Origin of the sequence: Nocardia arseniciresistens (genome assembly GCF_046764875.1) — a bacterium.
In the GTDB taxonomy this organism is placed as follows: domain Bacteria; phylum Actinomycetota; class Actinomycetes; order Mycobacteriales; family Mycobacteriaceae; genus Nocardia; species Nocardia arseniciresistens.
This window is the reverse complement of the sequence record NZ_JBKORD010000033.1, coordinates 1-12,042: the sequence shown is the minus strand read 5'-3', so window position 1 is coordinate 12,042 and position 12,042 is coordinate 1. Positions and strand designations below refer to the sequence as shown.

Sequence of the window (12,042 nt, the reverse complement as noted above, 5' to 3'; positions counted from 1 at the left end):
TCACTGTCGGCTGTCCTTTCAGCAAAGCGGTGCGGGGGAACTCTAGCGACGGAATAGGGTTCGGCGACGGTTCCGGGTCTTCTCGATAGTGGGGACTCGTGTCGCACCGGCGGCATCCGCATCGATTCTGAGCATTGTTTTTGTGCCGTCGAATTCTGTTGCGAGGCAGGAGCCGTGGGTTCCCGTGACGAGGCGTGCAGCAGCCGTCGACACTGACCTGGCACAGCTCGCCCCAGCCGTTCGATCAGCGGCCGACCAGGTCAGGCAAGTCGACGCCGGCACTTCCGCACGGTCGCGGCCGGTCGGCGATCAGCGAAAATTTGGAGTACATCGTGTCAGATCTCTTGCCGTTCGTGATCGCGGGAATTGTATCCGGCTCGGTTTATGGGCTGGCCGCAACGGGTTTGGTGCTCACCTTTAAGACGTCGGGGGTCTTCAACTTCGCCCACGGCGCCATGGCCACTGTGTCGGCGTACGCGTTCTACACGTTGCATGTCATCGACGGTGTCGTATGGCAGCTTGCCCTGGCGATTTGTGTTCTCGGGATCGGTCCGGCAATGGGCTTGGCACTGGAATTGGTGGCCCGTGTCGTCGACCGGGCGACATTGGCACTGCGGATCGCCGCGACGGTCGGCATTCTGCTGGTTGTCCAGGCGGGGACGACCCTGCACTACGGGCAGACGACGACACGCATCGTTCCGATCTTCCTGCCCCAGGGCGGATTCGCGGCCTTCGGTGTGCAGGTGCAGTGGTCGGATGTAGCAACATTCGGCGTCGCGGTATTCGCGACTGTCGCGTTATCGGCCGCGCTGCGGTTCACCCGAAGTGGCATCGCGATGCGCGCGGTCGTCGGGAATGCGGCGTTGCTGGATCTGGCCGGGACGAGTTCGGTGCGCACGCGACGATCGGCCTGGTGTGTCGGCACTGGTTTGGCGTCGCTGTCCGGGGTGCTGTTCGCGCCGTTGATTCCGCTCGATGCCATGCAATTGACGTTGCTGGTCGTCCAGGCGTTCGGAGCGGCGGCCATCGGCAGATTCACCAGTCTGCCTTGGAGTTTCGGCGGCGGACTGCTGATCGGGGTGCTCGCCGCGCTCGCAACGCACTACTTCACCACCGGGCCGGCCGCGGGAGTTCCCGCCGCACTGCCGTTCTTGGCGTTGTTCCTCGTGTTGCTGATCATGCCGCGTCGCTACCTGTTGGACCGGGACCGGGCGGTCCTGCGGATTCGGTCCGGTTGGACTGCTCCACCGGTGTTGCAATCCGCAGGTGGGGTCGTGGTGTTGGTGGTGCTCGCGCTGGTTCCGTTGTTCGCGGGCATCCACTTGACGGATTGGACTGTGGCGCTGGCGATGACACTCGTTTTTCTGTCACTCGGCCTGCTGGTCCGAACGTCCGGTCAAGTTTCGCTGTGCCACATGGCCTTCACCGCGATCGGAGCATGCGCGTTCTCACACCTGGCTGTCGATTGGCGGTTGCCGTGGCCGCTCGCGCTTATCGGCTGCGGACTGGTAGTCGTGCCGATCGGTGCGATGTTATCGATTCCGGCCATTCGTCTCAGCGGCCTGTATTTGGCTTTGGCGACCTTCGGATTCGGCGTCGTACTTCAGATGATGTTCTACAGCGAGCCCTATATGTTCGGCACCAGTGGTCTGGGCCTGAAAATGCCGCGCCCCAGCGTATTCGGACTCGACTCCGACCCGTCGTTCTATCGTCTGGTGTTGGTACTGGCCACGGTAGGCACGCTGATAGTGGTGGCATTGGACAAAGGCAGGCTCGGACGATTGCTCCGGGGTCTGGCCGAATCGCCGACCGCGCTGCGGACCAATGGTGTCGCAATCGAAGTCACCCGCGTTCTCGTCTTCTGCGTTTCGGCATTTCTTGCGGCATTGGGTGGCGCACTCGCCGGAATGGCCCAGACCACTGCCTCGGCCGCCAACTACCAGCCGCTGCTATCGGTCACCTATTTCGCGGTCATCGTCATCGTGGTCGGCCGGGAGCCGTGGTACCCGCTGCTGGCCGCGGTGGCGCTCATCCTTGTGCCGTCCTACATCCAAGTTGTCGGCATGTCGCTGTGGCTCCAGGTCGTGTTCGGCATCCTGGTGGTGCTGCGGGCCGCCACCGCGGGCCGCCTGGAGGTTCCCGGTTCGATTCGATCCCGGCTGGACAACACGTTTCGTCGCAACCGGTCCGCTGCGGTTTTCGCGACGGAACCCGCCACTGAGCGGCCCACAACTGTGCTGGACGTCCACGATCTTTCGGTTCGCTTCGGCGGCGTAGTGGCAGTCGATGGCCTCTCGTTCGACGCGCGCACCGGGCGGATCACCGGACTTATCGGCCCTAACGGGGCGGGCAAAACCACCACGTTCGATGCCTGCACCGGTCTCGTCCCAGCCCACGCGGGCGAGGTGCGACTGCAAGACCTGGTGATCAGCCGTGCCTCGACTGCACGCCGGGCGCGGCTGGGCATCGGGCGAACCTTTCAACAGACCGAACTATTCGATTCCCTTACTGTCGCCGAGAACGTCGCGATGGGAGCCGAAGGTCCGCTCGCCGGGGCAAACCCGTTGGCCCAACTGGTCGCGGCCCACCGACAGGCCAGGAGGGTGCGCACCGCGACGGCCTCCGCGATGGCATTGTGCGGTATCGAATCCATCGCGGATTCTCCCGTCGGCGCACTATCCACCGGGCAACGAAGACTGGTCGAGCTCGCGAGATGTCTTGCCGGGCCGTACCGGATCCTGTTGCTCGACGAGCCGAGCGCGGGCCTCGATCGCTCGGAGACCGCACACTTCGGGCAGCTCCTTCGGCAGGTCGTCGCCGCACGCGGCATTGGAATCGTCCTGGTAGAGCACGACATGTCGCTGGTCCTCGAGATCTGCGAGGAGATCTTCGTACTCGACTTCGGGCGACTGATATTCCGCGGCTCGCCCGCGCAGGTGCAGGCTTCGGAGGTTGTTCAGCACGCCTACCTCGGCGAACCGATCACCGACGAGCGCCCGATGGCGGAGCCCGTCGCATGACCGGCACCGACTTCGCGCTCGAATTGCGCTCGATCACCGCGGGATACGGCTCCACGATCGTGCTCCACGACGTCGACCTCGCGGTCGCACCTCGGTCGGTCGTGGCGTTGCTCGGGCCGAACGGCGCGGGAAAATCGACGCTGCTGCGGGTAGCCGCCGGGCAACTACAGACGCGATCGGGGACGGTGTCGATAGGCGGGGCCGATCTGACCCGTGCGCGCCCGGTGCGCCGCGCCCGTGCCGGGTTATGCCTGATCCCCGAGGGCCGAGGTGTATTCGCGGACTTGACGGTCCGGGAGAACCTGCGCCTGATGACGCCGCCGTGGCGCCGGGTCGGCGCCGACGATGTGCTCGATGTCTTCCCCGCACTGCGGGCGAAGCTCGATCAGCGGACCGGCGCGCTGTCCGGAGGCCAGCAGCAGATGGTCGCACTGGGGCGGGCCTGGCTGGCCGATCCATCGGTTGTCCTGCTCGACGAGGTTTCCATGGGCCTGGCGCCGCTGATCGTGGACGAGATCTTCGCGGCGCTCGGCGAATTGCGCACCACCGGCTCGGCGATTGTGCTGGTCGAACAGTACGTCGACCGCGCACTGACGATGGCCGACCACGTGGTGTTGCTCAGCCGCGGCACGGTCGCGTTCGCCGGGCCCGCCGCAGATATCGACCGAGATGCCGTGCAGCAGAACTATCTCGGCATCGACGGCGGCCACACAGACTTGCCGGCGTCGCCGGCAGGACACCCACCCGGAACCGCGGCCGGGCAATGGGCGTAGCGAATCGAATACTCGTATCCGTATAGGAGTGGAGTAATGAAGAAGACAAGGTTTCTGTGGTGGGTCGCGCCCGTGCTGGCGGCGGCCCTCGCTCTCCCGTCGTGTTCCGCCGACTCGACGAACGGCGGGTCCGAATCCGTTGGGCCGGTGAAGGTGTCCGACGGCGGGCTGACGGGCGATCCGATCGTCATCGGGTCGATTTGCAGTTGCACCGGCCCGGCCGCCGCATCGGTGGGACGCGCCACCGATGTGCTACAGGCCTGGGCGTCGTGGGTCAACGATCGTGGTGGAATCAACGGGCACCCGGTCAAGCTCGTCGCCTACGACGACGAGCAGAATCCGACGACCGCGCTGGCCGTCGCGAAGAAACTGGTCGAACAGGACAAAGTGGTCGCAATCGTCGGCCAGACCAGCCTGGTCAGTTCGAGTTGGCAGAACTACGTCGACAGTAAGGGTATTCCGGTCATCGGCGGACAGCCGGTCGATGCCCCGTTCATCACCGATCCGAACTTCTTCGCCTCCGGAACCACGCTGCCGGTGCTGATGTTGGGTGAGGTGGCTCAGGCCCAACAGGCGGGCGCGAAGACCCTCGGCGTCTATTATTGTGCCGAGATCCCGGTCTGCGAGCAGCTTCCGCAGATGCTGAAGCCGATGGCCGAACAGGCCGGGCTGGGATTCTCAGCGGAGAAAGTCGCGATTGCCGCACCGAACTACATCGCGCCCTGTCTGGCATTCAAGGAAAAAGGGGTGGACGCCGTATTCCCCGGCGTCTCGGTCGAGGCGATTTCGCGCATCGCGGCGTCCTGTGCGCAGCAAGGTTATAGGCCGATTCAGGCTCCTACCGGCGTGAGCCTGCAAAGAGCATGGGCCACGGACCCGAACTTCGAGGGCAGCATCTTCGCAGGCTCGAACGCGCTGTACACCGATACCTCGATTCCGGCCATCAAGGACTTCAGCGACGCCCTCGACAAATACATTCCCGGCCTTCGGGGCAGCGGGGACTTCAGCGCGCCGCTGTTGTGGCCGTGGGCAGGTGGGCAGCTGTTCCTGGCGGCGGCCGAAGCTGCCGACCTCTCCCCAGCTTCGACCAGCGTGGATGCGATCAAGGGGCTGCGCGCATTACACGAGGAGACACTCGATGGTCTCGCTCCACCACTGACCTTCACCGAAGGCAAGCCGGGGTTCCCGCTGTGTTACTTCACCGGAAGCACCAAAGGCGGTGAATTCCACTCCGCCAACGGTGGTAAGCCGACGTGCATCGACCAGGTAACCGCCGCCGCGCTGATGAAGGCGCTCACGCCGTCCTGACCCATATTCGGCGAGGCGGTGGCGTTCCGCCGCCTCGCCGAAGCATTCCTCGACAATTCGACATCCGAGCACCGAGTTATGTTCTTGCGTCTCGGAATTCGTTTACAAGGCACAGGATACCGATTCGCCGGGCCGCCCATCGGTCCGCGATCGACACTGACCTGGCACGCACTCACACGATCTGTCGTGCCACCTGCCGATCACACCATTGGAGCCGACATGACGGAATCTGTCATCCAGCTGCCCACCCCCGGCGAGACGGTCTTGCAGACCTATGAACGCATCCGCCAGCGCGGTCCTATCGTTCCCATCGAATTTCCTGGTGGTGTCGCGGTCTGGGCGGCGGTCAGTCATCGCGCCGTAAGCGAGTTGCTCACCGGTGACGGAACGCTCTTCAGCAAGAATGCCAAGAACTGCCCAGCACTGCACGATGGCACCATCGCGGCCGACTGGCCGATGCGCACCCTCACCGACATGGACCACATGCTCAACAAGGACGGCGAGGATCACCGACGGCTGCGCAAGACGATCAGTAAGGCATTCACACCCGCCAGAGTGGCCGCGCTCGAACCGCGCATCCAGCGGATCACCGCCGAACTCATCGATGCCTTACCTCTCGACAGCAGCCCGGTCGATCTCGTCTCCGCCTTCACCACCCCGCTCCCCGTGCGGGTGATCTGCGAGCTGTTCGGGGTACCCGAAGAGGAACAAGAACTGATCCGGGACTGGACCACCACACTCGTATCGCATACCAGCACCGCCGAGCACATGCAGGCGGCGATGCAAGCGATGACCGCGTACCTCGCGGAGTTGATCGAGCGCAAACGGCGCACGCCCGGCGACGATCTCACCACGGCGCTGCTCGAGTCCGACGGCAGCGGACTCAGCACCGACGAGATGGTGGGCATGCTGTGGTTGGCGATCGCAGCCGGGCACGAGACAACCGTGCACCTGCTCGGCAACGCGATCATCACGCTGTGCACCCACCCCGCACAGCTCGCCAAAGCCCAGGCCGAGGCCCGCTGGAACGATGTCGTGGAGGAGGTCCTGCGGTTCCGCTCGTCGGTGTTCACCGTCAATCTCCGCTGGCCCCTGAAGGATGTCACGATCGCCGGAGTCGACATTCCCGCAGGTGCGCTCATCACGTGGTACGGCGGAGTCGGCCGGGATCCGGAGCACTATGCCGATTCCGATACCTTCGATATCGACCACGACCATCGCGATCAGCTGGCCTTCGGCCGTGGGCCGCATGTCTGTCTCGGCGCGCCGCTGGCCCGGCTGGAGATCCGTATCGCATTGTCCGCGCTCTTCGCCCGATTCCCCCAATTGACCCTGGCCTGCGATCCCGAACAGCTCCCGTACCCGCCCCAGATAATGACGTCCGGACCGCTGTGCCTCCCGGTGCATTTGAAACCCGTTGCCTGACGGTCGAAATCAATCCGCGCGCGTGCCTCGGTCTCCGGACCGAGGTCCGTCCGCAACTCCTCGACGACCACCTACCCCACGTCGAGAACGGCAAGCCCGGGCCTCCCCCCGATCAGCCGATGAAACCGCGGACCGTCCGGTTGTTGCGCCGCCGCGATCGATAACGCATATACGGGCGCACCCACCGCGAGAGCGGCGCGCTCGCGGTGTGCCCGGTCAGGGGCGGACCATATTCTTCCCTGGTGGCTGTGTCCCAGATCCGCACCGGCCCGTTCAGGCTCCCGGCCGCGAGCAGCACCCGGCCGTCGGGGCCGGTGACAGCCGCCAAGGCAGGTGCGGCGTGCTCGATCGGTTCGCCGATCTGTCGACCACCGATCGGATCCCAGATCCGCACCGTGTTGTCGGTATTGCAGCTAGTCGCAGTTAACGGGGTAGCGGTACGCCTCGTTACTCGGCCGCCTACCGTCGAGCCGATCCACCACCACGTTGCCCTGATCGTTGACCTCGACCAGCTCACGCAGGGCGGGCAGGAACGCTTCTTGGTAGAGGTAGGCCGACCGGATCGGGGTGCCACGCCGGGTGTGGAACAGCAGCGCGTCGTGCGGAGGTCCAGATCAATGAAATAAACATCTTCACCTGCAGACAAAAATCTGTTGTGTCGGGTGTAGACATCTTATGAGAGTCGATATACAGTCACTGTCATTCGAAGACAAGATCCAGAGGCCGGACAGGTGAACTGCCCGGAACACGAAGTTCCACCCGTCCCCTCGGCGGAGAAGAGAATCCGGTGCAGTCGGCCGGACCGCCCGAGGAGGACGAAGAAACAGGGCCAGCGAGGTAACGCGCTGGTTAGACCGGTAATCCAGGAGGTGGTCACTGAGTAGTCATTTATCGGTTCCGTGTCCCGGCACGTGCCGGATGCGGTGTAGAACATCGGCCCGCGCGGCCGGTGAACAGAATTGATATCAATCCCCCTCTTCCGTAGATCCCAGGCCCCGGCGCACACGCGCCGGGGCCTGCCGACGTTGAATGCCGAGAGGTGCTGTGCAACAACCGAACACCGACCCCGCCGACGGCACCAGCGCCGCGACAAACTCGATGACGATGATTACCCCGCCTACAGCATGGGCAGAGCCGCGGAAATCCTCGGTGTCACCCAAGCGTTTCTGCGCGGCCTCGACGCCGCCGAACTTTTGACCCCGCAACGCTCGGCCGGAGGGCACCGCCGCTACTCGCGCTACCAGCTACGACCGCAAGTTGATCGCCGACCGGCGTCGCGACTACAACAAGCTCGGCTTCGGTCTACAGCTGGTGACCGTGCGTTATCTCGGGATATTCTTGCCTGATCCCCTCGACGTGCCCGGCTGTCGGCGTTCGTACGCCGCCACATCCGCCTCGACGGGCATTACAGCTTCCACCTGCCCGATCTCGACGGCAGCCACCGGCCGCTGCGTGATCCGGACGCCCCGGACGAGGACTGGCATCGGTGGATACTGAGCGTTCCCGTAGGCAGAGCAGCACTTCGTCATCGGGGCGAAGGCGTGAGCCCGGACATCACGAGTCGAGGAAATTGACAGCTTCGTCGACGAACTTGTCGTGATATTGGAAGATGCCGCCGTGCCCGGCATCGGGGTAGAGCGTGAGATGGGCATTGGGCAGGCGCCGGGCCAGGTCGGTGGAATTGCCGCTGGGCACCATCCGGTCCTGGTCACCGTTGGCGACCAGGACCGGATGGTGGAGGAGGCTGAGGTCGGACGGGTTCTGCCCTCCCCACGTGTGGATGGCTTTGAGCTGGTTGCGGAATGCGGTGACGGAAATCGCTGTGTCCCGGTTTTCCGCGCGTTCCTCGAGTCGGTTCACGAACTGCCGGGCCGCTACCTTTCCGTTGGGCGTGCGGGTGAAGAAAAGATATTCCTTCGGGTCTTTGAAGGTCAGTGTGGCTTCCGCGCGCTGGGCTACCTCACCTTGATGACGACTTTGCCTCTGGTGCGCCCCTTTTCGACGTAGGCCATGGCCTCGTTGGTCGACTCGAAGGGGAAGACGCGGTCCATGACCGGTCGGATGATCCCGGAGTCGATCAGCGAAGTGATCTCGCGGAGCTGGTCTCCGCTTGCCCGCATGAACAGGAACGAATAGCTGATTCCGCGCCGCTTGGCGGCTTTCCTGATCCGATGGCTCAGTACACGCATCACCGGCCGCAGGATCCATGGCTGCCCGATTTCCCGGGCGAAGTCGGGATCCGGTGGGCCGGAGATCGAGATGAGCTTTCCGCCCGGTTTCAGCACGTGCAGGGATTTCATCAACGTCGCGCTGTCGAGGCTGTTGATCACCACGTCGTAGTCGCGGAGCACGTTTTTGAAGTCGTCCTTGCGATAGTCGATCACGACATCCGCGCCGAGGCTGGTGACCAGGTCGATGTTGGCAGTGCTGGTAGTCGTGGCCACGGTCGCCCCGAGATGCTTCGCCAGTTGGATCGCGAATGTTCCGACGCCGCCGGAGCCGGCGTGAATGAGGACCTTCTGCCCCTTCTGCAGGTTGGCGATTTCGATCAACGCCTGCCAGGCGGTCAAGCCGACCAGCGGGACGGAGGCCGCTTCGGTCATCGTGAGACGTGTGGGCTTCGCGGCCAGGTCGTCTTCGTGGATGGCGATGAACTCCGCGAAGGTGCCGATGCGGTCTTTGTCCGGTCGCGCGTAGACCTCGTCGCCGATCTCGAGCTTCCGCACCAGGGCGCCGACCTGGACCACGACACCGGCCACGTCGTTGCCCAGGATCAACGGCAGGCGATAGGGCAGGATCAGCTTGAACTCCCCCTTGCGGATCTTGGCATCGAGCACGTTGACGCTCGCGGCGTGCACCTCGACCAGCACATCGTGTTCGCCCATCGCAGGCTGCGGCACGTCTGCGGCCTGTAGGTCGTTGCTGGTTTTTCCGTAGTGATCGAGGGTGAACGCCCGCATGTCAGTCCACCATCCGGTTGAGTTTGCGAACGCTCCTGTCGAAGGCCCGTGCGGGGGCGATGCGGCGCAGCACGCTGACGCGGGCGGCCGTCGAACCCGCGGTGTAGCGCAGTTTCGGTTTCGGGTCGGCGGCTGCGGTGGCGATCACCTTGGCGACGTCGGCGGGATCCTCGCCGCCGCGCATCGTCTCCCTCATGACATCTTCGAACACGCCTCGTCGGTGCGCGTAGACCGCCAGCGGGGTGTCGGCCTGTATCTGGTTGGCGTCGAACGAAGTGTTGACCGGGCCGGGCTGGACCCTCAGCACCCGCACACCGTATTCCCGGACTTCGTGGTCCAGTGACTCGGAATACCCCTCGACCGCGTGCTTGGTCGCCACATAGTTGGCCATGAAGGGGTTGGGCACGAAACCGGCGACGGAGGAGACATTGATGATGCGCCCGCTGCCGCGGGTGCGCATGTGCGGCAGGACGGCCTTCGTCATACGTATGAGGCCGAAGACGTTGACGTCGAACAGGCTCTGTGTCTGGGCCATCGAGATCTCCTCAGCGGCACCGTCGATACCGAGCCCGGCGTTGTTGACCAGCACGTCGAGCCGCCCGAAGCGTTCGAGCACCTGCTCGACGACACTGGCGACCGACTCGTCACTGGTCACGTCGAGGTCCAGGAACGCCACGCCGTTGCCGGGGGCGATGCGCGAGGTGTCGCGGCTCGTTCCGATCACAGTGAAACCGGCGTGCGCGAGGGTGAGCGTGGTGGCCTTCCCGATGCCGGAGGATGCGCCCGTCACCAGCGCCACCTGCGGAGATGTTGTCTTCATGGCTTCCGTCCTTTCAGATTACGATCGTAATATCATAAGCCGGAGTGAACCTTGCGTGCAAGGTTCGAGCGGATTTGAATTATGATCGTACTAGCATGGGTAATGGGCTGACACGGCCCGCGAGCGGAGGAGCACGTGGTGCGGTACGCAAAAGAGCACAAGCTGGCGACAAAGCAACGGATCATCGAGATGGCCGGCCGCCGGTTCAAGCGCGATGGCATCGACGGCTCCGGTATCGCCACGCTCATGAAGGACGCGGGCCTGACCAACGGCGCCTTCTACGCCCATTTCGAGTCCAAAGAGGACCTGGTCGCCACCGCGGTCTCCGAGCAACTGCGCGGCCAGCGAGAGTGGCTCACCTCGTTCGAACCCGGTCGCGCCGGGGTCGAACTGATGGTGCGCACCTACCTCTCGCCCGAACATCGCGACAATCCCGAGGGCGGCTGCCCGTCCGCCGCCCTACTCGATGAGATAAGCCGGTGCTCGGATCCGACCAAACAGGCGTACACCGACAGCGTTCTCGGGATCATCGACGACATCGCCGCCCGGCTGGCGCCACGCGATCCGCGGTCCGCGCGGGTCAAGGTGCTCAGCGTCTACGCCCTGATGGTCGGGACCCTGCAGCTCGCCCGCACCCTCGCCGACCGACGGCTCGCCGACGATGTGCTGGAGCAAGGCATCCGCAACGCCCTAGCAGCGCTGGACGGGGTTCCGGTAATCGCCGAAAAAACAACGGATATGACGTAGCCGCTGGTGAGGGCGGTGATGCTACGGGGTTGGCTGGCCGAGGTGGCGGTAGATGGTGGGCCGGGTGACACCGAATTCGGCCGCGATCTGGGCGACGGTGTAGCGGCACTTTCCGTGGTCGTCGAGTTCGTCGTACATCTGCCGGGCCAACTGCACCTGCCGCGTACCGAGTTTGGGCTTCTGACCGCCGGTGCGCACACGGGCCCGGGCCGCGGCCAGACCATCACGGGTGCGTTCAGACATGAGGGCGTGCTCGAATTCAACTATCGCGCCGAGGACTTGGAAGAACATACGGACGACGGTTGAGGTGTCGATGCCCTGATCCAGCAGGTGTTTCAAGATTGCGAACTGTAACCGCGACGCGTGCTGTGTTTGGTCCTACTGCACCCCATTTCTCCTTACTCCGCGCGCAGATCGGGTCGCCAATGGACCAGCGGCAACTGCGTATGGAAGATGCCCGGCTCCGCGCGCACGATGCCCGGCACGATGTAGCAAGCGTCGGTTTCAAGATCGGCCCGGACCTCGATGAACGCCCTGACCGAGGGGCTCCCTTCGATTGAAATGAGCCAGCCGTGGGTGCCGACCGCCATCTCGAACCCCGTCGGTAACGCCGACTTACCGGCGGTCAGAAACGCACGATTCGGGTGGCTCACCCATGCACGTCGAAGCCGCTACCGGCGAGTGGCCCGCCCGCATCGAGCGCGGCCCAGGCTACGAGCATTCCCCGTGTCATGTGCTGGTTGGTGACCCGGGTGACCGGAACGCGGCCTCGATCAGACACCACCATCCCGTCTACCTGCGTAAATAAGCCCGCACACCGATAGCCGAAAATCTGTTGTGCCGGGTGTAGACATTCCACGACAGTCGGTATACAGTCACTGTCGTTCGAATTGATAAGTCCAGTGGCCGGGCAGGTGAGCTGCCCGGATCAATGAGGTTCCGCCGTCCCTTCCGGCGGAGGCGCTAATCCGGTGTAGTCGGCCGGACCG

General features: G+C 64.2%; 13 protein-coding genes and 1 pseudogene. 7 read left to right on the top strand and 7 right to left on the bottom strand.

Features of this window, described 5'->3' with window-relative positions:
• Positions 1–332: 332 nt before the first annotated feature.
• The 4 genes from ACLMAJ_RS37425 to ACLMAJ_RS37410 all read left to right on the top strand — a co-directional run bounded on the left by ACLMAJ_RS37425 (position 333) and on the right by ACLMAJ_RS37410 (position 6,526).
• Positions 333–3,020: an ABC transporter permease subunit gene (locus ACLMAJ_RS37425; RefSeq protein WP_412018654.1), complete on the top strand. Its 2,688-nt coding sequence runs from the start codon at positions 333–335 to the stop codon at positions 3,018–3,020.
• Positions 3,017–3,793, top strand: coding sequence for an ABC transporter ATP-binding protein (locus tag ACLMAJ_RS37420; protein WP_412018653.1), 777 nt, complete (start codon positions 3,017–3,019; stop codon positions 3,791–3,793). The genes ACLMAJ_RS37425 and ACLMAJ_RS37420 overlap by 4 nt, the downstream gene beginning before the upstream one ends.
• 36 nt (positions 3,794–3,829) lie before the next feature.
• The gene (locus tag ACLMAJ_RS37415) at positions 3,830–5,101 is read left to right on the top strand and encodes an ABC transporter substrate-binding protein (RefSeq protein ID WP_412018652.1); all 1,272 of its coding nucleotides are present in this window, start codon (positions 3,830–3,832) and stop codon (positions 5,099–5,101) included.
• A 219-nt stretch (positions 5,102–5,320) separates the two neighbouring features.
• Positions 5,321–6,526 (top strand): cytochrome P450 family protein, encoded by a 1,206-nt coding sequence (locus ACLMAJ_RS37410; protein ID WP_412018651.1) that lies wholly within the window; start codon positions 5,321–5,323, stop codon positions 6,524–6,526.
• A 112-nt stretch (positions 6,527–6,638) separates the two neighbouring features.
• Here ACLMAJ_RS37410 and ACLMAJ_RS37405 read toward each other — a convergent pair whose 3' ends face one another.
• Positions 6,639–6,920 (bottom strand): WD40 repeat domain-containing protein, encoded by a 282-nt coding sequence (locus ACLMAJ_RS37405; protein WP_412018650.1) that lies wholly within the window; start codon positions 6,918–6,920, stop codon positions 6,639–6,641.
• Positions 6,921–7,650: 730 nt separating this feature from the next.
• On the opposite strand from ACLMAJ_RS37405, the gene ACLMAJ_RS37400 reads away from it, so the two are divergent.
• Together ACLMAJ_RS37400 and ACLMAJ_RS37395 are read left to right on the top strand one after the other, a co-directional pair.
• Positions 7,651–7,872, top strand: a complete 222-nt coding sequence (locus ACLMAJ_RS37400) for a MerR family DNA-binding transcriptional regulator (RefSeq protein ID WP_412018649.1) — start codon at positions 7,651–7,653, stop codon at positions 7,870–7,872.
• A complete protein-coding gene (locus tag ACLMAJ_RS37395; protein ID WP_412018648.1) occupies positions 7,784–8,023 on the top strand; it encodes a DUF4158 domain-containing protein in 240 nt (79 codons plus the stop codon). The genes ACLMAJ_RS37400 and ACLMAJ_RS37395 overlap by 89 nt, the downstream gene beginning before the upstream one ends.
• Before the next feature lie 57 nt (positions 8,024–8,080).
• On the opposite strand, the pseudogene ACLMAJ_RS37390 reads toward ACLMAJ_RS37395, so the two are convergent.
• From ACLMAJ_RS37390 to ACLMAJ_RS37380, 3 genes and pseudogenes are all read right to left on the bottom strand, one after another.
• Positions 8,081–8,470: pseudogene (locus ACLMAJ_RS37390) on the bottom strand (alpha/beta fold hydrolase); the annotation flags it as partial.
• Between the two features lie 11 nt (positions 8,471–8,481).
• Positions 8,482–9,486 (bottom strand): NADP-dependent oxidoreductase, encoded by a 1,005-nt coding sequence (locus ACLMAJ_RS37385; RefSeq protein WP_412018647.1) that lies wholly within the window; start codon positions 9,484–9,486, stop codon positions 8,482–8,484.
• Between the two features lies 1 nt (position 9,487).
• Positions 9,488–10,306, bottom strand: a complete 819-nt coding sequence (locus tag ACLMAJ_RS37380; RefSeq protein ID WP_412018646.1) for an oxidoreductase — start codon at positions 10,304–10,306, stop codon at positions 9,488–9,490.
• A 138-nt stretch (positions 10,307–10,444) separates the two neighbouring features.
• Between ACLMAJ_RS37380 and ACLMAJ_RS37375 the strand changes: the two genes are divergently transcribed.
• A complete protein-coding gene (locus ACLMAJ_RS37375; protein ID WP_412018645.1) occupies positions 10,445–11,053 on the top strand; it encodes a TetR/AcrR family transcriptional regulator in 609 nt (202 codons plus the stop codon).
• 21 nt (positions 11,054–11,074) lie between these two features.
• Here ACLMAJ_RS37375 and ACLMAJ_RS37370 read toward each other — a convergent pair whose 3' ends face one another.
• The 3 genes from ACLMAJ_RS37370 to ACLMAJ_RS37360 are packed head-to-tail and all read right to left on the bottom strand — an operon-like array spanning position 11,075 to position 11,840.
• Positions 11,075–11,392, bottom strand: a complete 318-nt coding sequence (locus ACLMAJ_RS37370) for a recombinase family protein (protein WP_412018644.1) — start codon at positions 11,390–11,392, stop codon at positions 11,075–11,077.
• Between the two features lie 59 nt (positions 11,393–11,451).
• Positions 11,452–11,706, bottom strand: a complete 255-nt coding sequence (locus tag ACLMAJ_RS37365) for a hypothetical protein (protein ID WP_412018643.1) — start codon at positions 11,704–11,706, stop codon at positions 11,452–11,454.
• Positions 11,703–11,840: a hypothetical protein gene (locus ACLMAJ_RS37360; protein WP_412018642.1), complete on the bottom strand. Its 138-nt coding sequence runs from the start codon at positions 11,838–11,840 to the stop codon at positions 11,703–11,705. Before ACLMAJ_RS37360 ends, ACLMAJ_RS37365 begins: the two co-directional genes overlap by 4 nt.
• Positions 11,841–12,042 lie beyond the last annotated feature (202 nt).

Excerpts from the sequence above, each read along its gene's own strand:
- ACLMAJ_RS37400 (WP_412018649.1), top strand. The coding sequence starts at position 7,651 with ATGGGCAGAGCCGCGGAAATCCTCGGTGTCACCCAAGCGTTTCTGCGC.
- ACLMAJ_RS37410 (WP_412018651.1), top strand. The coding sequence starts at position 5,321 with ATGACGGAATCTGTCATCCAGCTGCCCACCCCCGGCGAGACGGTCTTG.
- ACLMAJ_RS37415 (WP_412018652.1), top strand. The coding sequence starts at position 3,830 with ATGAAGAAGACAAGGTTTCTGTGGTGGGTCGCGCCCGTGCTGGCGGCG.
- ACLMAJ_RS37420 (WP_412018653.1), top strand. The coding sequence starts at position 3,017 with ATGACCGGCACCGACTTCGCGCTCGAATTGCGCTCGATCACCGCGGGA.
- ACLMAJ_RS37380 (WP_412018646.1), bottom strand. The coding sequence starts at position 10,306 with ATGAAGACAACATCTCCGCAGGTGGCGCTGGTGACGGGCGCATCCTCC.
- ACLMAJ_RS37385 (WP_412018647.1), bottom strand. The coding sequence starts at position 9,486 with ATGCGGGCGTTCACCCTCGATCACTACGGAAAAACCAGCAACGACCTA.
- ACLMAJ_RS37360 (WP_412018642.1), bottom strand. The coding sequence starts at position 11,840 with ATGGTGGTGTCTGATCGAGGCCGCGTTCCGGTCACCCGGGTCACCAAC.